Here is a 23,272-nt window from a genome sequence, read left to right as displayed (position 1 = left end):
CCGGGCGCGTTCGTCCGTGTCAGTCGAGCGGCGCGGTCCAGCGCAGGAGGGCGCCGCGGCCCGAGGGCGGGCGCAGCAGCGAGAACGTGCCGCCGGACTCCTCGGCGCGCTGCGCGAGATTGCGTGTCCCGGACGCGCGGGTGGGCGACGGCGGCACCCCCACGCCGTCGTCCTCGACCTCCACCGTCACCGAGCCGCGCGGGCCGGAGACCACGACCAGGCGCACCGACACCGACGCGGAGCGCGCGTGCCGGGCGACGTTCGACAGGCCCTCGCGGACCACGGCCACGACGTTGTTCGCCCGGCCGGGGGCGACGAGGTCGTCGATGAGCCGCTCGTCCACGGGGTCGGGTGCGCCGAGCGGGACGGTGCGGCCGTCGACGTCGACGCGCAGCGCGGGGGTGAAGCCCAGCGACGTGCGCGCCAGCTCGACCTCGGACCGCACGCGCTGCACGAGCGGCACCGTCGCCCCCGGGTCGTCGAGCGTCCGCACGATCACGCGGATCTGCCGGATCCCCGCGTCGACGTGCCCCACGGCCTCCTCCAGCACCTGCGCGACGGGGCCGTCCGGCACGTGGTCGCGGCGCACGCCCTCGATCTGCATGCCCGCGGCGAACAGCTGCTGGATCGCCAGGTCGTGCAGGTCGCGGGCGATGCGGGTGCGCTCGTCGCTGAGCACCGCCTGCCCGCGCAGCCGCTGCGCCTCCGCGAGCACGAACGCCAGGGCCGCCTGCCCGGCGAACGACTGCGCGAGCGCCAGGTCGTCGTCGGTGAACGGCACCGCGCCGCGCGTGCGCAGCAGCAGGAGCACGCCGACGCCCTGCCCGCCGGTGTGCAGGGGCGCGACCAGCGCGGGCCCGTACGCGCGCAGCGCCGGGTCCACGCCGTCGGCGTCGCACAGCGCGGGCACGAGCATCCCCTCCCCGGTGTCGAACGCGGTGTGCACGCGCACGTCCGCCGACACGTCGATGCCCAGCAGCGCGCCCGGTGCGGCGCCGTCGACGAACTCCACGAGCAGGCCCAGGTCGGGCGACGGCAGCGCCAGCACGGCGACGTCCGCGGAGCCGATCGCCCGGGCCGCGCCCGCGATGCGGTCCAGCACGTCCTCGGGGTCCGTGCCCTCCAGGAGCATCGTCGTGATCTCCTGCCCGGCGGACATCCACTCCCGCCGGCGCCGCTCGCGCTCGTACAGCTGCGCGTTCTGCACCGCCACGGCCGCGGCCGCGGCCAGCGACAGCACGACCTGCTCGTCGGCCGGGTCGAACCCCCCGGGCTTCTCCGACAGGTACAGCGTCCCGTACCGCGCCCCGCGCACCCGGACCGCCGCCCCGAGGAACGAACCCATCGGCGGGTGCCCCGGCGGCAGGCCGCGGAACGCCGGGTGCTGCGTGAGGTCCTCCAGGCGGAGCACGCCCACGTCGGGGATCGACCCGAGCACGCCCCACGCGTGCGGCGCGTGCCCCAGGGCGGCGACCGTCGCGTCGTCCACGCCGCTCTGCACGAACGTCTGCGACGCGCCCTCGTCATCGACGATGTTGATCGCGCCGTAGCGCGCACCCGTCAGGGCCGTGGACGCGGCGACGAACCGCTCCAGCAGGCTCGGGGTGTCGAGGTCCCCCGCGAGGTCGAGGATCGCGGCCAGCAGCTGCGCGGTCGCCGGTGCGTCCGCCACGTCCTGCGACGTCGGTCCCACGGGTCCCCTCCTCCGGCGCCGGACGTGCACCGGCGGTCGAGCACAGGGTAGACGCAAGGGACCAAGGTCCCGAAGGGTGCGCGCCGATGTCACCCGGCGGATCGCCACGCGCCCCGACCCGGACACCTCGACGACACCTGAACGACACGTCCGTGCACGTCAGCGCCGTACGATCCCGCCCGTGCGCATCCCCCTCGTCGTCGACACCGACACCGCCGCCGACGACTGCTTCGCCCTCCTCGTCGCCCTGCTCGACCCCCGCGCCGACCTGCGGGCCATCACGATGGTCGCCGGCAACGTGGGGTTCGACCAGCAGGTCGAGAACGCGTTCCTCACCCTCGAGGTCGCGGGCAGGCCCGGCGAGGTCCCCGTCCACCTCGGCGCCCGCACCCCGCTCGTGCGGCCCTGGGTCAGCGCCGAGGACGTGCACGGCGACGGCGTCGGCGGCCAGCGCCGCACCGGCACCCACGCCCCCGCGGACGAGCACGCCGTCGACGCCCTCGTGCGGCTCGCCGCCGAGCACGCGGGCCGGCTCACGGTCGTGGCGATCGGACCGCTGACCAACATCGCGCTCGCGGTTCGCCGCGACCCCGCCTTCGCGGCGAACGTCGCCGAGCTCGTGATCATGGGCGGGTCGATCAACGGCGCGGGCAACGTCACGCCGGCCGCCGAGTACAACGTCTACGTCGACCCCGAGGCCGCCGACGTCGTGCTCCGCGCCGGCTTCGCCCGCGTCCGCATGGTCACCTGGGACCCGGTCACCCTGCAGGGGACCGTCTTCGGGCCCGAGCGGATCGCGCAGATCGACGCGCTCGGCACCACGCTGTCGCGGTTCTTCGTCCGCGCCAACCAGGCCACGTACGACTTCGACGTCGCCGACGGCATCCCCGGGTCCACGCACCCGGACTCCCTCAGCGTCCTGCTCGCCCTCGACGACTCCTACGTGATCGACGAGGGCGACTACGCCGTGGCCGTCGAGCTGCGCGGGGAGCACACCGCGGGCGCCACCGTCTTCGACGCCCGCGCCGCGCACCGCCCCGTCCGCGCCCCGCGCGCGATCGACGGCGACCGCTTCTTCGCCTACGTCCGCGACCTGCTCGCGACCCGCTGAGCCGGCGCCCGCCCGCTCACGCCGACGGCAGCTGCGGCACGTCCGCCGGCGTGGCGAGGGGTGCCATCGCCGGGTGCTCCCGCAGGGCCTGCGCGCCGTGCGTCGCCGCGAGGACCACCACCGCGGCGAAGGGCGCGTAGTCGCCCTGGAGCATCAGCGGTGACGTGTCGGGGTACTGGCACACCAGCCCGCGGCGGAGAGGATCGGGGTAGACGGCGCTCGCACCGGTGTGGTGGAACCAGATCCACTCCCCGCCGCGCTGCACGAGCAGGCGCCGGTCGCTGACGACGAGGCGCACCGTCCGGTGCTCGCGCCACTGGTCGGCCGCCTGCCGCTGGGCCGCCGAGCGCGCCGACGCGTTGGCGACCGCCGTGCCGGCCAGCCCTGCCAGCACGAACGCGGGGCTCCCGACGAACAGCCCGCTCGTCTGCGTGTAGTGCACGGTGGTGCCGTAGTACCGGGCGTACCCGATCGGCACGTCCGCGTAGAACACCTCGCCGGGCAGCGGGACGACGTCCCACACCGCCATGGTCGCGGGACGCTCTCCGCGGACGAGCGCCGCCGCGGTCTGCACGGCGTGCTGCCACGCGACGTCGGCGAAGTGCTGCGCGGACGCCTGCCGGTCACGCTCCTCACGCTCGCGCCGGTTGAGCCGGCCGGCCCGCAGGCGTGCCGCGCGGTAGACGCGCGCACCCTGGACGAGCGCGACGACGGCGAGCGCCAGAGGGGCCGCGAACCCCACGGGCAGGAGCAGGAGACCTGCCAGCGACACGCCCAGGGAGGGGTCGGGCCCGGCGTCGGCAGCGAGCGCGCTCACGCCCAGCATGGCGATCACGTAGACGACGGGTGCCCCGACCAGCGGCAGCACCCAGCGCAGGTGGCGTCCGACGGCGGAGGGCTCGGTCCGGGGCACCGCCGCAGGCTAGCGCCCCGTGGACCACGGGACGGCGGTCCCTCCACACCCCGTCCCCGCCGCACGGCGCGGATCTACTGCGTCCGCCGTACGTGCTCGCGGACCGGGGGTGGCAGCATCGCGACGTGACCGACGACCACCCGCCGCTGCGTGCTCCGCTCGGCGTGCGCGGGGTGCGGTGGCTCGACGTCACGACACGCGTCGTCATCGTCCTCGCGCTCGCCGTGACGCCGGTCCACGTGCTGGAGACCGCCGGCGGAGCCGCCGGGTGGCTCTCGCTCGCGCTGTCGGGCGCGGGGTTCGTGCTCGTGGGCCCGCGGCCCCGCCTCGCCCTCGTCCTCGTCGCGGGAGCCCCGGTGCTCGGCGCGTTGCTGGGCGCGCAGCCCCTGCCGCTGTGGACCGTCACGTGCTTCACGGCGTTCCTGCTCACGCTGCGCGGCACGTCGGGCCTGCTCGTCGCGTCCGTCGTGGTCGTCGCCAACACCGCGGCGACGTTCTTCACGTCGTGGACCTTCGTGGTCGAGACCAACCCCGAGGTCGCGGTCGCACCGTTCGCGGGGCTGGCCGCCGCGGGCGCCGGCTCCGCCCTGCGCAGCCAGCGGCAGTACTGGACGGCGCTCGAGGCGCGCGCCCGCGACGCCCTGGCCAGCCGGCAGGCCGCGGTCGACCGCAGCGTCGCCGAGGAGCGCGTGCGGATCGCCCGTGACCTGCACGACGGCGTCGGGCACCGCATCGCCGTGGTGAGCATGCACCTGGGCGCCGCCGAGGTGCACCTGCCGCCCGGTGCCGACGCCGCCCGCGCCGACGTCACGGCGGCGCGCGGTGCGGTGCAGCAGGTGCTGCGCGAGACGCAGCAGATCCTCCACGTGCTGCGCGTCGGCGCCGACGACGGGACCGTCGCGCCCACGCCCGGCCACGAGCGCATCCCGGCGCTCGTCGAGGCGTTCGTCGCCGCCGGCGTGCGCGTCGACGCCGACCTGCCCGACCTGAGCAGGTCCCTGCCGCCCGAGGTGAGCGCCGCCGCGTTCCGCATCGTGCAGGAGGCCCTGACGAACGCGCAGCGGCACGGCACGGGCACCGTGTGGCTGCGGGTGGCCCTGGCCGACGCCGTGCGGATCGAGGTCGTCAACGTCCGAGCGGCCCGGTCGGCGGCCACCGGCGGCGGCCACGGGCTGGTCGGCATGCGGGAGCGGGCGGCGTCCGCGGGCGGGCGCCTGGACGCCCGCGCGGACGGGGAGACGTTCCGGGTCCGGGCCGAGCTGCCCGCGGTCCCGGCCGAGACGGAGGTGGACGCATGATCCGGGTGGCCCTCGTGGACGACCAGGAGCTGATCCGGGCGGGCTTGCGCACGATCCTCGACGCGCACCCGGCCACGCGGGTGGTGGCCGAGGCCGCCGACGGGCTCGCCGCCCTGCGGGTGTGCCGCCCCGACGCGGTCGACGTCGTGCTCATGGACGTGCGGATGCCCGGCATCGACGGCGTCGAGGCCACCCGGCGCCTGCGCGCGGGCGGTGCCCTGCCGCGCATCCTCGTGCTGACCACGTTCGACCAGGACGAGAACGTGCTCGCCGCGCTGCGCGCCGGCGCCGACGGGTTCCTCAGCAAGGGCGCGGGGCCGGCCGAGATCGTCGCCGCCGTCGAGCGGGTCGCCGCCGGAGGGCGTGCGCTGTCCCCGGGGGCGCTCGACGCCCTCGTCGACCACGTCGCGGGCGAGCAGGAGACCCCGCCGGACCCCGACGCGGTCGCGCTCCTCGCGCTGCTGACGCCCCGCGAGCGCGAGGTCGTCGAGGCGGCGGTGCGCGGGTGGGACAACGCCCAGATCGGGGCCCGGCTGCACCTGTCGCCGCTGACGGTGAAGACGCACGCGAACCGCGCGATGACGAAGGTCGGCGCCCGCGACCGCGCCCAGCTGGTGTCGCTGGCGGTGCGGGCCGGCGTGCGTCCCTGAGGTGGGCACCGCTCGCCGCACCGGGGCGCGGGGGCCACACTCGGCCTGTGACGTCCGAGGAGGCGGCAGGTCCGCACGGCACCGGCGGAGGGCGTGCGCTGCGCCGCCGGGCGGGGCACCTGTACGGGCTGGTCATCACCGGGTCGGTGCTGGCCGCCGCGCCCGAGGGGCGCACGCTGGGCCGGGTCGCGCTCGCGGCGGTCGCGACGCTCGCCGTGTACTGGGTGACGGAGTCGTACGCGCACTGGATCGCCGCCCGCGCGCACCTGGGCCGTGACCTGACCGGGCCCGAGCGGCGCGAGGTCCTCGCGGACGGGCTCCCGCTGGTCGCCGCGTGCGGGGTGCCCGCGCTGGTCCTCGTCGCCGAGGCGGTGCTGGGCGTCGAGCAGCGCACCGGGATCCTGCTCGCGCTGGTGGTGAACGTCGGCCTGCTGGTGGGTGTGGGCTGGGCGATGGCGACGTCGGGCGCGCTGCGGGGGTGGCGGCGCGCGGGCGCGGCGACCGGGACGGGGCTGCTGGGCGTGCTCATGATCGCGCTGAAGCTGGCGCTGCACTGACGGACGCCGACGGCCGGCCGGCCGGGGCCACCCGTGACGGGTGAGGGCGGCGGTCGCGCGGCCGGGCAGGGTGGCACCCGGGCGGTGCCGCAGGCCGCCGGGGACGAGGGGCGACGTGGACGGTGACGTGCCGACGAGGGACGACCGGGCGGCGGGCGGCCGCACGGTCCGGGCCACCGTGCCGCGCAGCGCGCTCGCCGACCCGGGCGTCACCGCGGGCCGTGCCGACCCCGTCGGGCTGGTCGTCGCCCAGGAGGCCTCGCGCATCGTCGACCTGCTGCCGCTGCGCCACGAGCGCATGGCCGCGTCGCCCTTCGCCTTCTACCGCGGCAGCGCGGTCGTCATGGCCCACGACCTCGCGTCCATGCCCGCCACCGGGCTCACGGTCCAGCTGTGCGGCGACGCCCACGTGGCCAACTTCGGGCTCTACGGGTCGCCCGAGCGGCGGCTGCTGTTCGACCTGAACGACTTCGACGAGACGGCGCCGGGCCCGTTCGAGTGGGACGTCAAGAGGCTCGTCGCCAGCGTGGAGCTCGCCGCCCGGGGCATCGACGCGCGCCGGGGAGAGCGACGGCGGGCCGTCGTCGCGACCGCGGAGGCGTACCGCACGGCGGTCCGGGACCTGGCGGGCCGCAGCACCCTCGACGTCTGGTACGCCCGCCTCGACGCCGACAGCCTGCGCGCCGAGCACCTCGACGGGCTCGACGGGCGCGCGCAGCGGCGGACCCGCCGCGCCCTGGAGCGGGCCCGTCGCCGTGACCGGGTCAGCGCCGTGGAGAGCCTGACGACCGTCGAGGGCGGCGTGCGCCGGTTCGTGCCCGACCCGCCCCTCGTCGAGACCCTCGAGTCCCTGTTCGACGCGGACCGGGCCCAGGCGTTCCGCGCGGGGCTCGGCGGGCTGCTGGTGGCGTACCGGCGCACGCTGCCCTCCGACCGGCGCCACCTCCTCGACCGGTACCGGCTCGTCGACGTGGCCCGCAAGGTCGTCGGCGTCGGCAGCGTCGGCACCCGCGCGTTCGTGCTGCTCGTGCAGGGCGACGACGCGGACGACGCCCTGGTGCTGCAGGCCAAGGAGGCCCAGCGCTCCGTCGTCGCGGCCGTCCAGGGGGCCCGCGGCCCGGCGCACCAGGGCCGCCGGGTCGTCGAGGGGCAGCGGCTGATGCAGGCGGCGTCGGACCTGCTGCTCGGGTGGCAGCGCACCGCCGGCGTCGACGGCGTGACCCGGGACTACTACGTCCGCCAGCTGCGCGACTGGAAGGGCGGGTTCGACACGGAGGGTGCGCGCCTCACCGGCCTGACGGCGTACGCCCGGGCCTGCGCGTGGACCCTCGCCCGCGCGCACGCGAGGTCCGGCGACAGGGTCGCGATCGCCGCGTACCTCGGTGGTGCCGACCGCGCGGACCACGCCTTCGCGGACTTCGCGCAGGCCTACGCGGACCGCGCCGAGGCCGACCACGGGGCCCTCGTCGCGGCCCTCCGGCAGGGGCGCCTGGCGGCAAGGGGCGCCTGACGCCACCCGCTCCGGTGGTCGGCCCGCCGCACCCTTTGTACGGTGTGCCCGTCGGCCGCAGCCGGGGGGACCAGGCCATGACGCACACGACCGTGCCGCGCACGCCGGCCGCCTCGCGGACCGGGCGCGACGTGCGGCGCCCCCGGGTCGTCGGGCTGCTCGACGCGGCGGTGCAGCGGGCCCCCGTCGTCGAGGTCGTCGCACCGGCCGGGGCCGGCAAGTCCACCGCGGTCGCGCAGTGGGCCGCGGGCCGGCCCGGCGTGCGCGTCGTGGACGGCGGCACCCCGGACCTGACCGCCTCGCCCCGCCCCGCCGCCGGTCTGCTCGTCGTCGACGACGCCCACCGGGCGGCCCGCGCCGACGTCGCCGCGCTCGTCCGTGACGCCCTGACCGGCCGCACGGGCGGGGTCGTGCTCGTCGGCCGTGCCGACCTGCTCGCGGAGACCCACCGCCTCCGGCTGACCGGCGACCTCGCCGCGGTGCGTGCCGCGGACCTCGCGTTCACCGCCGCGGAGGTGCGTGCGCTCGCGGGGGCCGAGGTCGGTCCCGTCGGCGAGGAGGCTGCGCAGCGCGTGGTGGCCCTCACGGGGGGCTGGCCGGTCGCGGTGCGCCTGGCGCTGCTCGCCGTCGCGGGCGACCGCGACCCCTCGGGGGCGCTGCTGCGGCTGGGGCACGACGACCTCGGCGCCGACGGCTACCTCCTCGAGCAGGTGCTGGACCGCCTCGACCCCCGGCTGCGCACGTTCGTGCTCCGGGCCACGATCGACGACGTGGTCGACGCCCCGCTGGCGGAACGCCTGCTCGACGGCGGGGCCGCGCTGCTCGACGAGTGCGTCCGGCTGCGGCTCTTCCTCGAGCCGTCCGGGCGGGCCCGCCCCGTCCAGCGGTACCGGTGGAACCCGGTGGTGGCGGCCGGCGTCCGGGCGATCGCCGGGCGTCGCGAGCCGGCGACGGTGGCGCACCTGCACCGGCGGGCGGCGCTGCACCTGGCGCGGTGCGCCCCCGACGTCGCGTTCGAGCACGCCCTGCGCGCGGGCGACCCGGCGCTCGCGCGGGACGTGCTGGTGCAGCAGTGGCCCGACCTGGTGGTGGCCGCCCGTGCCGGTGCGGCGGCGGCGCTGGCGGCGCGCCTGCCGGCGCCCGCGGACGTCGACGCGGACGTCCGCCTGGTGCGCGACGTGGGTGCACCCGCCCGCACGGCGCGGTCGGCGCTCGTGGAGCTGCTCGTCGCGCCGACGCGGGTGGTGCCCCCGGGGACCCGTGGTGCGGCCCGGGCCGCGCTCGGGGCGGTCGGCCCCGGTGGCCCCGGGCCGGCGGCCACCCTCCTCGCCCGCTACGTGCTGGCCCGGTCCGATCCCGCGGACCCGCCCGCGGACGACGCCGTGACGCAGACCCTCTGGCACGTCGCGGCGCAGGCCGGTGCCGGCGGCCTGCCGCGGCTGCGGGCCGCGTGCCTGGTCGAGGTCGCGCTGCGCGAGGTCGGCACGGGGCCGGCGGAGGCCACCGTGCGGGCGGCGGCCGCGGCCGTCGACGACGTCGACGACGCCGGGCCGCTGCACGTCCCCCTCGATCTGGCGCTGGGCCTGCACGCGCTGTGGCAGCTGCGGACCGACCGTGCGGGCGCCCACCTGCGTCGGGCGCACGACACCCGTGCCGCGGCCGGGCACGCCGACGCGCGCCGCGCCGCCGAGGTAGGACTCGCCCTGCTGGCCGCGCTCGCCCACGGCGTGACGCCCCCGGCGGGTGACACCGTGCCGCCGGGCCCCTGGGCACCGGTGCTCGCCCTGCTCCGCGGGGCGCTGGGGGCGCCCGACGGCGCCCGGCCCCCCGGGGCGCGTCCCGACGTCGTCGCGCCCACGACGGTGGGTGCGCTGCTGCGCGACGCGGTGCGCGCCGCGGACGCCGGACGCCCCGCCGCCGCGCACGAGCTCCTGGAGGACGCGTTCGAGCACGCCGCGCCCGACGAGACGCTGCTGCCCCTGGTGCCGTCGTCGACGCCGGTGCGGGCGCTGCTCGTCGCCCACCTGGGCTGGGGCACCCGCCACGCGCCGCTGGTGCGCCGCGTCCTCGACGTGCGCGGCGCCGGCGGCCCGTCGCGCCCGGTGCCCGCCCTGACGGCCCGCGAGGGCGAGGTCCTGGTGTGCCTGCGGGCCGGGATGTCGAGCACCGAGATCGCCGCGGCGCTGGTGCTGTCCGTGAACACCGTCAAGACGCACCAGCGCGGCCTCTACCGCAAGCTCGGCGTCGTGGACCGGCGCGAGGCGGTGCGGCAGGGGCTGGCCCGCGGGCTCCTGCCCTGAGAGGACGCGGTCGCGGCGCTCACGCCCCGCCGGGGTCCTCCACGTGCCCGAGGCCCTCGACGACGAGGCCGAGGTCGTGCAGGTACGCCACGGCTGCGGTGACGGCCGCCGCGTCGGGCAGCAGGCACGAGACGACGTGCACGTCGTCGACGACGTCGACCACCACCGCACCGGGCAGCGCGAGGCCCGCCACCGGCGGCAGGTCCCCGCGGACCCGCAGGTGGTAGAGCACGGTCAGACCGGCGGCGTCACGATCGGGAACCCGGGGTCGGGCTCGTCCAGGAAGCCGAGCAGGCGGGTCAGGGCACCGACGTCGCCGTCGACCCGCAGCCCCGCCGCGAGCGCCTCCGGCAGGGTCAGGGCGCCCACGGCCACGCCCGTGAGGACCGCGCGCGTGGCGACCACGCGGGCGTCCGCCGGCCCGCGCGCGGAGCCGCCGTGCACGAGCACCCCGTTCCGCAGCGTCGCACGGACCGCCGCGTCACCGTCGACCTCCAGGTCCAGGTCGATCCGCTCGTCCCAGCAGCGCGGCGCGTCGACCCGGATCGCGAGGCCGTCGAGCAGCTGGTCGACGGTCAGCTTCGCGACGACCTCCGCCGAGGCCGTGGACGCCGGGGTGCCGAACGCCCCGTGGCGCAGCTCGTGCGCCGCCGACAGGTACACCGAGCGCCACGTGCCGTTCTCGGAGCCGAAGCCCAGCTGCTCGTGCGCGTCCGCGAGCAGGGTGCGCGCCGCCGCGTGGTCCGGCTCCGACTGCACGACGTGGTCGAGCACCTCGACGACCCACCGCAGGTCGCCCTCGTCGAACGCGGACCGGGCCCGGGTCACGACGGCGTCCGCGCCGCCCATCCACGCGACGTACCGTCGGCTCGACTCCGGTGCCGGCAGCTGCCACAGGTGCGCGGGGTTGCCGTCGTACCAGCCCATGTACCGCTGGTAGACCGCCTTGACGTTGTGGCTGACGGACCCGTAGTAGCCGCGCGCGTGCCAGGCGTCCTCCAGCGCGGGCGGCAGCCGCACCGCCTCCGCGGCCTGGGGGCCGGTCAGCCCCTGGTTCACCAGCCGCAGCGTCTGGTCGTGCAGGTACGCGTACAGGTCCCGCTGCAGCTCGAGGTACTCCAGGGCGCGCTCGCGGCCCCACGTGGGCCAGTGGTGCGACGCGAGGACGACGTCGGTGCGGTCGCCGTAGAGGTCGACGGCCTCCGTGAGGTAGCCGGCCCAGCGCCGCGGGTCGCGCACGACCGCGCCGCGCAGGGTCAGCAGGTTGTGCAGGGTGTGCGTGGCGTTCTCCGCGACGCACAGGGCCGCGTGGTCGGGCAGGAACACGTGCATCTCGGCCGGGGCCTCGCTGTCGGGGGCCAGCTGGAGCTCGAGCGTGATCCCGTCGACGACCTCGCGCTGCCCGGTGCGCGTCACGTCGACGGTCGGCGTGATGAGCGTGACGGTGCCCGTCGACGTCGTCGCCCCGAGCCCCACCCCGACGTTCCCCTCGGGCCCGCGCGGCAGGGACGCGCCGTACATGTACCCGGCGCGGCGGGCCATCGCGGTACCGGCGTACACGTTCTCCGCGACGGCGTGCTCGACGAACCCGGCCGGGGCGAGCACGACGACGTCGCCGGCGTCGACGGCCTCCTGCGTGGTCACGCCCGCGGCGCCGCCGAAGTGGTCCGCGTGGCTGTGCGTGTACAGCAGCCCGGTGACGGGGCGGTCGCCGCGGTGCGCGCGGTACAGCGCCAGGGCCTGCTCGGCGCACTCCGCGGAGATGAGAGGGTCGATGACGAGCACGCCCCGGTCGCCCTCGACGATCGTCATGTTCGACAGGTCGAGCCCGCGCACCTGGTAGATGCCCTCGACGACCTCGTACAGGCCGTGGCGCCGCACCAGGCCCGACTGGCGCCACAGGCTCGGGTTCACGGTCAGCGGCGCCGGGCCGGTGACGAAGTCGAACGACGTGGCGTCCCACACGACCCGGCCGGCCGCGTCGCGGACCACCCCCGTGGGGTGGGCGCCGAGGAAGCCGCGGTCGGCGTCCGCCAGGTCCTGCTCGTCGTGGAAGGGCAGCGTGGCGAGCAGCGCGGCGTGCTGGGCCGCGATGTCGGGGTGCACGGGCACGGGCGTCTCCTCCGCGGGTCCCGGACGTGCCGGGCGGGGCGGGCGCCCCGTGCCCCGACCCTGCCCCGCCGGCCTGCGGCGGGACCTCATCCCTGACGGGTGAGGGCGCCGCGGCCGCGGACGGCCAGGCTGGGCCGGGCCGGGCCGTGGGGCCGGCGGGGGGTCGAGGCGAGGAGCGTGACGTGGCAGCGACGTCGGAGGGCGGCCCCGCCGCCGGGGCGGGGCTCGGGCCGGTGGAGATGGTCGCGCTGGCGTTCCCGGGCGAGCGGGTGCCGCCGGGTGTCGTCGACGAGGTCGCCGCGCTCGTGGCCCAGGGCAGGATCCGGCTCGTCGACGCGGTGGTGCTGCGGCGCGGCCTCGACGGCACGTCGACGGTGCTCGAGGTGCGGGAGATCGAGGACCCGACGGGCTCGCTGGCCGTGGTCGTCGGCGGCCTCGTGGGGGAGGGCCTGACGTCCGAGGAGGACCTCGCCGACGTCGCCGGCGACGTGGCGCCCGGCAGCGTCGTGGTCGTCCTCGTGGTGGAGCACGTGTGGTCGACGGCGCTGGCCCGCGCGACGCGCGCGGCCGACGGGATCATGCTCGCGAGCGAACGGATCCCCGCCGAGGTCGTCAACGAGCTGGTCGCCGCCGGCACCTGAGCTGCGGTGCAGGTCGGTCCCGCAGGTCCGCACGAGAGAAGGAGCACCATGCCGCTGCGCCGCACGGGCAGGCCGGGCCTCCTCGGCACCGCCGCCCGCACCGCCGTCATCGCCGGGACCGCGCAGGCCTCGGCCGGGGCCGTCGCCCGTCGTCAGCAGGCCCGCGCCCAGGAGTCGTGGGCCGAGCAGCAGGCGCGGGCCGCCGCCGAGGAGGCCGCGCGGCAGGACGCGGCGCGGCAGGCGGTGGCCGCACCGCCCGCCGCCACGCCGCCGCCCGCCGCCGCACCCGACCTCATGGCGCAGATCACCGAGCTCGTCCGGCTCCGCGAGGTCGGGCTGCTCACCGACGCGGAGTTCACCGCCGCGAAGGGGCGTCTGCTCGGCACCGTGTGACCCGCCCGGTCACAGCGGCACGCGCACGTCCGACCCGCCCTCGGGCGTCAGGCGCGCACCGACCTGGACGAGCGCGGCCCGTCCGCCGGTGAACCCGCCCGCGAACAGGGCACGCCCCTGCGGGAAGCGCGGCGACGCGCCCACGAGGTCGGCGGGTGCGTACCCGAAGACGTCGGTGAGCTCGGCCAGGTCCCGCGGAGAGCTCATCCGCATGAGGCCGAGGTTGTCGCACTGCGAGAGCGCGTTCGGGTGCACCTTCGACGGGCGCTGCGTCGACAGCAGCAGCCACAGGCCGAACTTGCGTCCCTCGGCGGCGATCTGCACGACCCGCTCGGTCAGCGCCGTCTCCAGGGGTGTCACGGGGTCGGGCGGGCAGATGTTGTGGGCCTCGTCGACCACCACGAGCACGGGCTCGCGCCGCTCCCGCGTCGCCCACAGGTGGTCGAGCACGGCCAGCGCGGCGGCCTGCGGCTCGCCCTGGTCGCGGAAGCCGCCGAGGTCCATGACGGTCGCGCGCGGGCGGGTGTCCACGACGTCCTCGACCGACTGCTCGCCGCGCGCCCACAGGTCCCAGCCGAGCGTCCCGAGGTTCTCGATGCGGCGCAGCAGCGCGGCGTGGGCGGGGTCGTCGGCCTCGGAGAGATAGCGGTGCAGGAGCTCGGGCTCGTGCGAGCGCACGTGCTCGCCGATGTGCAGGAGCACGTTGAACTCGTCCCGGTCGGCCAGCGGGTCCAGGCGCAGCACGGCGGCCTTCGAGCGCAGCGGCAGGTCGACGAACCGGGCGTGCAGGCGTTCCCCGGGTGCGTCCCCCGAGCGCAGGACCCGCACCCCCAGGTCCGCCCACCGGTCCCCGACGTCGGCGGGCGCCCCGGCCCGCGTCTCGTGCAGCCGCACGAAGTCGCCGTTGGGGTCCAGCACGAGCAGCGGCAGCCGTGTGCGCAGCAGCAGCTGCTCGAGCACGACGCCGAGCGCGTACGTCTTGCCCGACCCGGACTGCCCGCACCAGAACGTGTGCCGGTTGAACCGGGTCGCGTCGAGCAGCGCGGGTGCCCCGGCCTCGTCGACGAGCGTGCCGATCTCGAGCGTGGTCATGCGTCCCCCTCCGGCCGCACCGGCGCGGCCCCCGGTCCGAGCATCCCGCGGAGCGCGTCGTCGCGGAAGGCGGCGCGACGGACACCGCCGGGTCCTGCGTCCTGCGCGCCAGGGCCCGGGCGGGCCTAGCCTCGGGACGTCCGGGTGCTGTGCCCGGCGGGCAGGAGGCGAGCGTGCCGACGTTCAGTACCGCGGGCCGGGTCGTGGTGGGTGCGGGCGAGGCCGAGCACGCCGCCGCTCTCGTCGCGTCGCTGGGCCGTCGCGCGCTGGTCGTCGCCGGCGGGCACGCGGACGTCGACGTGCTGGTCCGGGCCGCCGGTCACGAGCTCGACGAGGTGCACGTGTGGCGCCGCCGCGGCGAGCCCGACGTCGCGGGGGTGCGGGCGGGCGTCGAGGTGGCCCGCGCGTTCGGGCCCGACGTCGTCGTCGGCTGGGGCGGCGGGTCCGTGCTGGACACGGCCAAGGCCGTCGCGGCCCTGCACCGCGGCACGGGCGACGTGCTCGACCACCTCGAGGTCGTCGGCCGCGGCCTTCCGCTTCCGGCGCCGGGCACCCCCGTGGTGGCCGTCCCGACGACGAGCGGCACGGGCGCCGAGGTCACGGCCAACGCCCCCGTCCTGGTGCCGGAGCACGGCGTCAAGGCCAGCCTGCGCGGCCCGGCCCTGCTGCCGGCCCTCGCGCTCGTCGACCCCGTGCTGACCCTCGGCTGCCCGCCCGCGGTGACCGCGGCGTCCGGCGCCGACGCCCTCACGCAGTGCCTCGAAGCCTTCACGACCCCGGCCGCGACACCCCTGACCGACCCCCTCGCGCTCGACGGCCTCGTCCGCGCCGGCCGCAGCCTGGCCCGGGCCGCGACGCGCGGCGACGACCTCGACGCCCGCACCGACATGTCCCTGGCGGCGCTGCTGTCCGGCATGGCGCTGGCCAACGCCCGCCTCGGTGCCGTGCACGGGCTTGCGGCCGCGCTCGGCGGTGCCGTGCACGCCGGCCACGGCGAGATCTGCGCCGCCGTGCTCGTGGCCACCACGGCCGCGAACGTCGCCGCCCTGCGCCGCTCCGACCCCGACGGCGACGCCCTGCGCCGCTACGCCCGCGCCGCCCAGGCCCTCACCGGCCGGCCCACGGCGGGTGCGGACGACGCGGCCCCGTGGCTGCGCGACGCCCTCGCCCCGCTCGGCCTGCGCGGCCTGCGCGCGCTCGGGCTCGACGACGCCGCCGTGCCCGACGTGGCCCGTGCCGCGCTCGCCGCCTCCAGCATGCGCGGCAACCCCGTGACCCTCACGCCCGCCGAGGTCGAGGACGTGCTGCGCGCCTCGGCCTGACGGTCCGACCCGGACCGTCGCACGCGTGACGCGCCGTCCCGCCGGGAGTACGTTCGGTGGGCAGACGACGGTCCCGCGCCGGAGGTGAGCCGTGGCGGTGCACCTCCCACCGGGACGCCGGGGCGTCCGTGCGCTGACGCTGCTCACGATGGTCGTGACCGGCGCCGCCTACGCGGTCGCGCCGCTCGACGCGTCGGCGCTGGCCGGCACGTCCGGCACGGTGCGCGCCGTGCTGCTCGTCGTGTGCGTGGGCGCGCTGGTCGCGCTCGTCGCCCGGCTCGTGCGCGGCGCCGTGACCCACGGCCGGTCGTTCGCCGAGCGGCTGTGGGTCCTGCTCGCGGTCGTGTGGCTCGTCGTCGTGTTCTTCGCCGCCGTCGCGTACGTCGAGTCCGCGGGTTTCACCGGGCTGCGCACCAAGCTCGACGCCCTCTACTTCTCCGTGACGACGCTGACGACCGTCGGGTTCGGCGACATCACCCCGGTCAGCCAGGGGGCCCGGCTGCTCGTCGTGGTGCAGATGCTGTTCGACGTCGTCGTGGTGACCACCGCGGTGACGCTCCTGGCCTCGGCCCGCTCGGGGGACGGCGACGCACGGGCCGCTGGAGAAGAGGACATCCCCTGACCGCGACCTGCGGCAGCGTGGTCCGGGACGGGTGAGGCCGACGAGTCCCCGCCGCGGGGCCGGTCAGTGCAGGGCGGACCGGCGTGACCACGGCGGACCGACGGCGGACGGACGACGAGGAGGGGCGGCATGGCGACGATCGAGGCCCACGGGCTGGTCAAGAGGTACGGGGAGGTCGAGGCGCTGCGGGGCCTGGACCTGGAGGTCCCCGAGGGCACCGTGCTGGGCCTGCTGGGGCCCAACGGTGCGGGCAAGACCACGGCGGTGCGCATCCTGACCACGCTGCTGCGCCCCGACGCGGGCACCGCACGGGTCGCGGGCGCCGACGTGGTGCGCGACCCGGAGGCGGCGCGGCGGCAGATCGGCCTGTCCGGCCAGTCCGCCGCCGTCGACGAGAACCTCACGGGCGCGGAGAACCTGGAGATGATCGGCCGGCTGTATGGGTTCCGGCGCCGGCGGGCCGTCGCCCGCGCCGACGAGCTGCTCGGCCGGTTCGACCTCACGGACGCGGGCGGGCGCCCCACCAAGACGTACTCCGGCGGCATGCGCCGGCGCCTCGACCTGGCGTGCGCGCTGGTCGCCGAGCCGCCCGTCGTCGTCCTCGACGAGCCGACCACGGGCCTGGACCCCCGCAGCCGGCTGCAGATGTGGGACGTCATCGCCGAGCTGGTCCGCGCGGGCACGACCGTGCTGCTCACCACGCAGTACCTGGAGGAGGCCGACCGGCTCGCCGACGACATCGTCGTCATCGACCACGGCCTGGCGATCGCCCGCGGCACGGCCGACGCCCTCAAGGCGCAGGTCGGCGGCGAGCGCGTCGAGCTCGTGCTGGCCCGGCCGCAGGACCGCGACGCGGCCCGTCGGGCCCTCGGGGCGGTCGCCACCGGCGACGGCGTCCACGACGGCAGCACCGAGCGCACCCTCTCCGCGGCCGTGGCCGACGGCGCCCGGTCGCTGCGGCTCGTGCTCGAACGGCTCGACGCCGACGGGGTCGAGGTGCTCGACGTCGGCCTGCGGCGCCCGACCCTCGACGACGTGTTCCTCACCCTCACCGGCCGCACCGCCGAGGAGCCCCCGGCGCCGGCCGACGCCCGCACCGACACCGTGGAGGTGGCCCGATGAGCACGCAGACCCCGACCGGCACCCCGACGACGAGCGGCACGCACGCCCCGACCGGCACGCCGGCCGCGGCGAGGCCGATGCCCACCCTCGTCCGCGTCGCCGTCGACACCCACGTGGTCGCCAAGCGCAACCTCATCAAGATCGTGCGGGTGCCCGAGATCCTCGTCTCGGTGCTGATCTCGCCGATCATGTTCGTCCTGCTGTTCGCGTACGTCTTCGGCGGCGCGATCGACCCCGGCGACGGCGTGCCCTACCGGGAGTTCCTCATCCCGGGGATCTTCGCCCAGACCGTCGTCTTCGGGGCCACGTTCACCGGGGCGGGGATCGCCGACGACATGCAGAAGGGCATCATCGACCGGTTCCGGTCGCTGCCCATGTCGCAGTCCGCGGTGCTCGCCGGCCGCACCGCGTCCGACGTCGTCTACAACGTCCTGTCGCTGGTGATCATGGCGCTCACGGGCCTGCTCGTGGGCTGGCGGGTGCGCGGGTCGCTCCTCGACGCGGCCGCCGCGTTCGCCCTGCTGCTCGCGTTCTCGTACGCCGTGAGCTGGGTGATGGCGCTCGTCGGCGTCCTCGTGCCCAGCGTCGAGGTCATCAACAACGCCTCGTTCATCGTCATCATGCCGCTGACGTTCGTCTCCAACGCGTTCGTCCCCCTGGAGTCGTTCCCGTCCGTGCTGCGCACCGTCGTCGAGTGGAACCCCGTCTCGACGCTCACCCAGGCCTGCCGGGAGCTGTTCGGCAACGCCGACCCCGCCGCCCAGGTCTCCGACGCGTGGTCCATGCAGAACCCCGCGCTTTACACGCTCCTGTGCGTCGTCGTCATGCTCCTGGTGTTCGCGCCCCTGGCCACCGCCCGGTACCGCCGGACGGCCCACTGACGCCACCTCCGACGGCGGGCAGGGATGATGGGTCCCTGCCCGCCGCCGGCGGGCACCGAGGGGAGGCGGACGTGGTGCGAGGACGGCGCGAGAAGCTCGACATGACCGCGTGGCTGGCCAAGTACCTGCTCGGCCCGGCGTCCGTCGCCCCGCCGCAGCGCCCCGGCCGTCCCGCCACCGACGCCGAGCGCGAGCGCGAGCAGGGCCTGCAGGCCGGCTTCGAGCGCGTCCAGGACGCCGCCGGCCGCACCTACCTCGTCGACCGCAGCACCCGCCCTGCCCCGGGGAGCACGCCCGACCCGGACGCCTGACCAGGCCCTGACCGGCACCGGCACCGCTAGCCTGGCCGCCCACGCACCTCACCGCCGAGGAGACGACGATGGCCCACCCCGCACCCGACGCCACGCCCACCCCGGCCGACGCGCCGCCCGACCCGGTGCGCGCCACCGCGCCGCAGGCCCCGCCCTCGCGCGACAGCACCCCGGCCGGCACGTCCACGGACCTGCCCCTGTCGCCGGGCGGACGCCCCGGCACCACGGGCGGCGTCCCCTTCTGAGCCTCCCGGGCCTTCCCGCGCCGGACCGGCCGCACCGACCTACGTTGGACGGACCTGCACTCAGCGCCGAGGAGGCCACGATGACCGACGCGGCACCACCCCGCACGGCGACGACGTCCCCGACCCCGTGGTGAGCACGGCCCCCGTCGCACCGCCCGCGCCCGACGACGCGGAGGACGACGACACGCTCGTTGACCCCGCGACGCCGGTCGTCCCGCCCGCCGGCCGCGGCGGCCTCAGCGGCACCCCCTGACCGGGCTCGTCGCACGCCTTTCCCCGATCGACCGAAGGAGCCGTCGAGCAGTGCGGATCTCGAACGACTGGCGCGACTCCCCGCCCTTCGCCTGGGGGGTGCCGATCGCGTGCGTCACGCTGATCGGCACCCTCATGGTGCTCACGCTCCCCGCCCGCTCGCCGGGATGGGTGTGCGGCCTGGTGATCGTGCCGACGGCCCTGCTCGCCCTCGCGGCCGTGCTGCGCCGAGCGCACCAGGGCCGCGGTCGGCACGCGTCGCACGAGCGTGACCGCCGACGAGGCGTAGGTGCATCGCCTCGTCGGCGACCGATGGCTGCACCGTGATTGCCTGTCATGCCCGTGACCTCGACATCCGCCGTGGCACGGGCGCTGGCGCTGACCGTGCTCGCGACGGCCGCCACCGTCGTCGCCTGCGTGCCTGCACTCTTCTGGGTGATGCTCACCTTCTCCGAGTGGTGCGAGGAGGGCAGCAAGCACCCGTCGACGGACCCGGGGCCGAACCAGGTCGAGTTCGTCGCGTTCTTCGGAGCGCCCGGCTTCGTGGGACTGGCTGTCGTCGCGGTTGCCGCCGTCCTGCTCGTGCGGCGGGAGGCCCGGCGGCGACACGTGGCCGCGCCCTGGTCGGTCGTCGGCGCGACTCTCGCGTCGAGCGTCGCCGCGCTGCACGTGGTCTGGGTGTGGGCCGGTCTCGCGCCGATGGACGGCAGGAGCTCCGAGGTCGGCCGGTCGATCGGCCTCGCTGCGGGCGTGGGTGCCGCAGTGCTGCTGCTGACCGGCCTGCATGCGCGGGCCGCCGCACGATCGGCAGGCCCTCCCTCCCCCTGACGCTGGGGGCCAGGGCCCGACCGGTCGGTCCGGCCTGCACCGGCAGATGACAGGGCTCTCATCCGTGGCTCACGGTCCCCCCACGGGCGGGGGGTCGGATAGGGGCCATGACGACGACCGCACCCGCCGACCTGCTGCTCGGCCCCGACGCCCAGGGCGTGCTCGACGCCGCGCTCGCGGGCGAGGGGCTGCGGGCGGCGTCGTGGGAACGGCACGCGGTGCACGCCCGGCCGGGGGCCGAGACGAGCGTCGGGTTCGCGGTCCGGGCCGCGGCCGTGCGCGGGGCCGGCGTCGCGCCGCGTGAGCTGTACCTGGTCGCGACGACGGCCGACCTGCCCGCCGACGCGCCCGGCGTCGCCCGCCTGACCGGCACGGACGGGTGCACGGTGTCGGTGTGGGCGCACCCCGCGGACCCGGCCCTGCCGGCCCTGGGCACCGCGACCACACCCGCCCTGCTCGGGGAGCTGCTGCGGGCCGCGGGCGACGCGGGCACCGTCACGGACCTCGGCGTGGTCGCCTACCGGCCGCTGCGCCGCGCGGTGACGGTGGCCGCGACGCCCGCGGGGCGGCGCTGGGCCAAGGTGCTGCGGCCCGACGTCGCCGCGGGGCTCGGGCACCGGCTGGACCTGCTGCGCGCCGCCCGGGTGCGGGTGCCTGCGACGGTCGCGCACGCACCCGGCCTGGTGGTCCTCGCCGACGCGACGGGCCGCCCGCTCGCCGACCACCTGCACGCCGGTGCGGCGCCCGAGCCCGCCGCGGTGCTCGACCTCCTCGACGCCCTGCCCTCCGCCGCGACCGCCCTGCCCGCGCGCCGCACCCCGGCCGACCGGCTCGACCGCTACGCCGACGCCCTCGCCCGCGCGCTGCCCGACGCCCCGGTCCGGGCCGTCGCGGCCGACGTCGCCGCGGTCCTCGCCGACGCCGACCCGGGGCCCGTCGTGGCCACCCACGGCGACCTGCACCCCGCCAACCTGTGGTGGGACGGCCGGCCCGGCGCGGGCGCCCTCGGCCTCATCGACGTCGACACCCTCGGCCCCGGCCACCGCGTCGACGACCTGGCCTGCCTCGCCGCGCACCTGACGGTGCTGCCGACCCTCGACCCCGGGTACCACCGTGTGCCCGGCCTGCGCGACGCGTTCCTCGCGGCGTCCGACCGGGTCGTCGACCCGGACGCGCTGCGGGCCCGCGCCGCCGCCGTCCTGCTCTCGCTGGCCGCGTCCCGGCCCGCGGAGCACCTCGCGCGCACCTGGCTCGACCAGGCCCGCGAGCTCGTCCGTCGGCCCTCGACGGCCGTCCCCGTGCCGCACCGCGGCACCCTCGAGAGGAGAGCATCATGAACCGCAGGACCACCGCCGTCTGGGTCGTCACCGGTGCGCTGGGCGTGACCGGCGTCGTCGCCGCGACGAGCGCCTTCGCCGACACCCGTGACGACACCACGCCGCAGCCCGGCATCACGCTGGAGGCGACGCCGTCCACCAGCCCGTCGAGCACGCCGTCGTCCACGCCCGAGGCGACCCCGTCGGCGTCGGCCAGCCCCACCGCGACCGCGCCGGGCAGCCAGGTCACGTCGGTGACGGCCATGTCGGCCCAGACCCCGCAGACGGCCCAGACGCCGGCCTCGGTGGTCACGCCCGCCTCGGCCCCCACGCCGCAGACGGCCGCGAGCCCGCTCACGCCGCAGACGGCCGCGAGCCCGCTCACGCCGCAGACGCCGCCGAGCGTGGTGACCCCGGCGAGCCCCGTCTCGGCGCAGACCGCGCAGACGCCGCAGACGGCGCCCACCGCGCCGACGCCGTGACCCTCACGACGGCCGTGCCCCGGCACGGCTGACGGTCCGACGCCGCCACGCCCCTCCGCGCGGCGGCGTCGGACCCGTCCCCGGCGGGCGGGCCCGCGCAGGGCCGTGCTGGTCTCAGCGGGGTGCCGGCACGGCGTCGGCCTCCGTCGCGTCGGCCGGCTCGGCGTCCTCCTGCGCGGGGGCGCCCTGGCGCAGCACCCGCCGGCCCGACGGCAGCACGAGGGCCGCCACGACGACGAGCATCAGCGCGACCCCCGCCGCGACCAGGAGGGACTCGACGCTGTACCGGTCGGCGAGCGGCCCGAACACCGACATGCCGAGCGGCATCGCAACGGCCATGACGATGCCGACGAACCCGAACACCCGGCCCTGCCGGTCGGGCTCGACGGTCTCCTGCAGCACGGTCATGGTCGGCGTGGAGAAGAACGGCACACCCAGGCCGACGAGCACCATGAACCCGAAGAACACCCACAGGTTCGTCGACAGCCCGAGGCCCACGTTGACCAGCGCGAACCCGCCGGTCGTGAGCAGCACCATCGCGACCCGGTTGCGCAGGCCGCCCCACGCCGCCACGACGATGCCGCCGACGAGCATGCCCCCGCTGAACGCGATCTCGTTGACGGTGAGCATCCACACCTCGTCGCCGAAGGACCGCACGATCATCAGCGGCGTGAGGAACGACGGGGCGACGATGAGCACGAACACGACGCCCCACATGAGCAGCACCCACCGCACGAACGCGTGGCCGGCCACGTACCGGACGCCGCCGACGAGGTCGGCGACGTAGCCGCGCACCCCGGCGACCTGGTCGGTGCGCACGAGGCGCGGCACGGGCACGAGCAGCAGCAGCCCGATCCCGACCAGGGCGGTGACGACGTCGACGAAGAAGATCGTCTCGAGGGACGCCGACGCGTACAGCCCGGCGGCGACGGCCGGGGCGACGAGCATCATCGCGGACTGGATGGTGCCGTTGATGCCGTTGACGCGCATGAGCTTGTCGGTCGGGGTGATCTGCGGCAGCAGGGCGCCGACGGCCGGGGTCTGGATGCCGGCGCCGGCGGAGCGGATCGCGGAGACCAGGTACAGCAGCCACAGGTCGTCGTAGCCGGAGAGCATGAGCAGCGCGAGCACGAGCGTGGTGGCGGCGATGGTCGCGTCGGCGCCGACGATGAGGAGCCGGCGGTCGAGGCGGTCGGCCCACACGCCGCCGAACACGGACACCACGGCCTGCGGCAGGAACCCGAACACCGCGTACAGGGCCATCACGGTGCCCGACCGGGTCTCCAGGGTCAGGTGCCACATGATCGCGTACTGCACGAGCATCGAGCCGAGCAGCGACGCGGTCTGGCCGGACAGGAAGATCGTCACGTCGCGCCGCCACCCGGGCCGGTCGGCCTCGGTGAGCGGGGCCTGCGCGAGCGAGACGTCGGCGGCGCGCGGGCCCGCGTGGTGGGCGGGCTCGTCGAGGGCCGGGGCGGCGTCGTCAGGGGTGGTGGGCACGGGTGGCCTCCGTCGGCTCGGGGGTCGTCGTCCCGGGTGCAGACCGGGGGCGGGGCCAGGACTCAGCGGGTGCGCCGACGGCCGCACCCAGGCTCGCCCGGGCGGGCCCCGCCTGTCACGG

General features: G+C 77.0%; 24 protein-coding genes. 18 read left to right on the top strand and 6 right to left on the bottom strand.

What is annotated here, in order from left to right; all coding sequences use genetic code 11:
• Positions 1–19: 19 nt before the first annotated feature.
• Entirely contained in the window at positions 20–1,693 is a 1,674-nt protein-coding gene (locus tag FBY24_RS04460; protein ID WP_142158423.1) for a GAF domain-containing sensor histidine kinase, read from the bottom strand.
• Between the two features lie 181 nt (positions 1,694–1,874).
• On the opposite strand from FBY24_RS04460, the gene FBY24_RS04455 reads away from it, so the two are divergent.
• Positions 1,875–2,804, top strand: coding sequence for a nucleoside hydrolase (locus FBY24_RS04455; RefSeq protein WP_142158421.1), 930 nt, complete (start codon positions 1,875–1,877; stop codon positions 2,802–2,804).
• 16 nt (positions 2,805–2,820) lie between these two features.
• Here FBY24_RS04455 and FBY24_RS04450 read toward each other — a convergent pair whose 3' ends face one another.
• Positions 2,821–3,717, bottom strand: coding sequence for a hypothetical protein (locus FBY24_RS04450; protein WP_255432223.1), 897 nt, complete (start codon positions 3,715–3,717; stop codon positions 2,821–2,823).
• Positions 3,718–3,842: 125 nt separating this feature from the next.
• On the opposite strand from FBY24_RS04450, the gene FBY24_RS04445 reads away from it, so the two are divergent.
• The 5 genes from FBY24_RS04445 (at position 3,843) to FBY24_RS04425 (ending at position 10,032) form a co-directional block, all read left to right on the top strand.
• Positions 3,843–5,015 carry a sensor histidine kinase gene (locus FBY24_RS04445; protein ID WP_142158419.1) on the top strand — a complete coding sequence of 391 codons (1,173 nt, stop codon included), beginning with the start codon at positions 3,843–3,845 and terminating at the stop codon, positions 5,013–5,015.
• Positions 5,012–5,665: a response regulator transcription factor gene (locus FBY24_RS04440; protein WP_142158417.1), complete on the top strand. Its 654-nt coding sequence runs from the start codon at positions 5,012–5,014 to the stop codon at positions 5,663–5,665. The genes FBY24_RS04445 and FBY24_RS04440 overlap by 4 nt, the downstream gene beginning before the upstream one ends.
• A 47-nt stretch (positions 5,666–5,712) precedes the next feature.
• Entirely contained in the window at positions 5,713–6,222 is a 510-nt protein-coding gene (locus FBY24_RS04435) for a hypothetical protein (RefSeq protein WP_142158415.1), read from the top strand.
• Positions 6,223–6,349: 127 nt separating this feature from the next.
• Positions 6,350–7,732 (top strand): DUF2252 domain-containing protein, encoded by a 1,383-nt coding sequence (locus FBY24_RS04430; RefSeq protein WP_174243464.1) that lies wholly within the window; start codon positions 6,350–6,352, stop codon positions 7,730–7,732.
• 77 nt (positions 7,733–7,809) lie between these two features.
• On the top strand, positions 7,810–10,032 hold the full coding sequence (locus tag FBY24_RS04425) for a LuxR family transcriptional regulator (RefSeq protein ID WP_142158411.1): 2,223 nt from the start codon (positions 7,810–7,812) through the stop codon (positions 10,030–10,032).
• A 19-nt stretch (positions 10,033–10,051) separates the two neighbouring features.
• Here the strand turns inward: FBY24_RS04425 and FBY24_RS04420 are convergent, their stop codons facing one another.
• Both FBY24_RS04420 and FBY24_RS04415 read right to left on the bottom strand, forming a co-directional pair.
• Positions 10,052–10,264 (bottom strand): hypothetical protein, encoded by a 213-nt coding sequence (locus FBY24_RS04420; RefSeq protein ID WP_142158409.1) that lies wholly within the window; start codon positions 10,262–10,264, stop codon positions 10,052–10,054.
• Between the two features lie 2 nt (positions 10,265–10,266).
• Positions 10,267–12,144, bottom strand: a complete 1,878-nt coding sequence (locus FBY24_RS04415) for an alkyl/aryl-sulfatase (protein ID WP_255432222.1) — start codon at positions 12,142–12,144, stop codon at positions 10,267–10,269.
• 182 nt (positions 12,145–12,326) lie between these two features.
• Between FBY24_RS04415 and FBY24_RS04410 the strand changes: the two genes are divergently transcribed.
• Together FBY24_RS04410 and FBY24_RS04405 are read left to right on the top strand one after the other, a co-directional pair.
• Positions 12,327–12,785: a DUF6325 family protein gene (locus FBY24_RS04410; protein WP_142158404.1), complete on the top strand. Its 459-nt coding sequence runs from the start codon at positions 12,327–12,329 to the stop codon at positions 12,783–12,785.
• A gap of 48 nt (positions 12,786–12,833) precedes the next feature.
• Positions 12,834–13,178, top strand: a complete 345-nt coding sequence (locus tag FBY24_RS04405) for an SHOCT domain-containing protein (RefSeq protein ID WP_142158402.1) — start codon at positions 12,834–12,836, stop codon at positions 13,176–13,178.
• A gap of 9 nt (positions 13,179–13,187) precedes the next feature.
• Here FBY24_RS04405 and FBY24_RS04400 read toward each other — a convergent pair whose 3' ends face one another.
• Positions 13,188–14,270, bottom strand: a complete 1,083-nt coding sequence (locus tag FBY24_RS04400) for an ATP-binding protein (protein ID WP_142158400.1) — start codon at positions 14,268–14,270, stop codon at positions 13,188–13,190.
• 173 nt (positions 14,271–14,443) lie between these two features.
• On the opposite strand from FBY24_RS04400, the gene FBY24_RS04395 reads away from it, so the two are divergent.
• The 10 genes from FBY24_RS04395 to FBY24_RS18900 all read left to right on the top strand — a co-directional run bounded on the left by FBY24_RS04395 (position 14,444) and on the right by FBY24_RS18900 (position 21,651).
• Entirely contained in the window at positions 14,444–15,592 is a 1,149-nt protein-coding gene (locus tag FBY24_RS04395) for an iron-containing alcohol dehydrogenase (protein ID WP_142158398.1), read from the top strand.
• A 91-nt stretch (positions 15,593–15,683) separates the two neighbouring features.
• Positions 15,684–16,214 carry a potassium channel family protein gene (locus FBY24_RS04390; protein ID WP_142158396.1) on the top strand — a complete coding sequence of 177 codons (531 nt, stop codon included), beginning with the start codon at positions 15,684–15,686 and terminating at the stop codon, positions 16,212–16,214.
• A gap of 129 nt (positions 16,215–16,343) precedes the next feature.
• Positions 16,344–17,336, top strand: coding sequence for an ATP-binding cassette domain-containing protein (locus tag FBY24_RS04385; RefSeq protein ID WP_142158394.1), 993 nt, complete (start codon positions 16,344–16,346; stop codon positions 17,334–17,336).
• A 77-nt stretch (positions 17,337–17,413) separates the two neighbouring features.
• Entirely contained in the window at positions 17,414–18,217 is an 804-nt protein-coding gene (locus FBY24_RS04380; RefSeq protein WP_142163172.1) for an ABC transporter permease, read from the top strand.
• A gap of 71 nt (positions 18,218–18,288) precedes the next feature.
• Complete coding sequence (locus FBY24_RS04375; protein ID WP_142158392.1) at positions 18,289–18,528, top strand: hypothetical protein; 240 nt, start codon at positions 18,289–18,291, stop codon at positions 18,526–18,528.
• A 68-nt stretch (positions 18,529–18,596) separates the two neighbouring features.
• Positions 18,597–18,773, top strand: a complete 177-nt coding sequence (locus FBY24_RS18905; protein ID WP_160158423.1) for a hypothetical protein — start codon at positions 18,597–18,599, stop codon at positions 18,771–18,773.
• A 130-nt stretch (positions 18,774–18,903) separates the two neighbouring features.
• The gene (locus tag FBY24_RS19370; protein ID WP_255432221.1) at positions 18,904–19,026 is read left to right on the top strand and encodes a hypothetical protein; all 123 of its coding nucleotides are present in this window, start codon (positions 18,904–18,906) and stop codon (positions 19,024–19,026) included.
• A 341-nt stretch (positions 19,027–19,367) separates the two neighbouring features.
• Complete coding sequence (locus FBY24_RS04370) at positions 19,368–19,853, top strand: hypothetical protein (RefSeq protein WP_142158389.1); 486 nt, start codon at positions 19,368–19,370, stop codon at positions 19,851–19,853.
• A 107-nt stretch (positions 19,854–19,960) separates the two neighbouring features.
• Positions 19,961–21,190, top strand: coding sequence for a phosphotransferase (locus tag FBY24_RS04365; protein WP_142158387.1), 1,230 nt, complete (start codon positions 19,961–19,963; stop codon positions 21,188–21,190).
• Entirely contained in the window at positions 21,187–21,651 is a 465-nt protein-coding gene (locus FBY24_RS18900) for a hypothetical protein (RefSeq protein WP_160158422.1), read from the top strand. Before FBY24_RS04365 ends, FBY24_RS18900 begins: the two co-directional genes overlap by 4 nt.
• A 114-nt stretch (positions 21,652–21,765) precedes the next feature.
• Here FBY24_RS18900 and FBY24_RS04350 read toward each other — a convergent pair whose 3' ends face one another.
• Entirely contained in the window at positions 21,766–23,151 is a 1,386-nt protein-coding gene (locus FBY24_RS04350; protein ID WP_142158383.1) for an MFS transporter, read from the bottom strand.
• Positions 23,152–23,272: the final 121 nt, after the last annotated feature.

It is taken from the genome of Cellulomonas sp. SLBN-39, from assembly GCF_006715865.1.
GTDB lineage: Bacteria > Actinomycetota > Actinomycetes > Actinomycetales > Cellulomonadaceae > Cellulomonas.
This window is presented reverse-complemented; position numbering and strand designations above follow the sequence as displayed.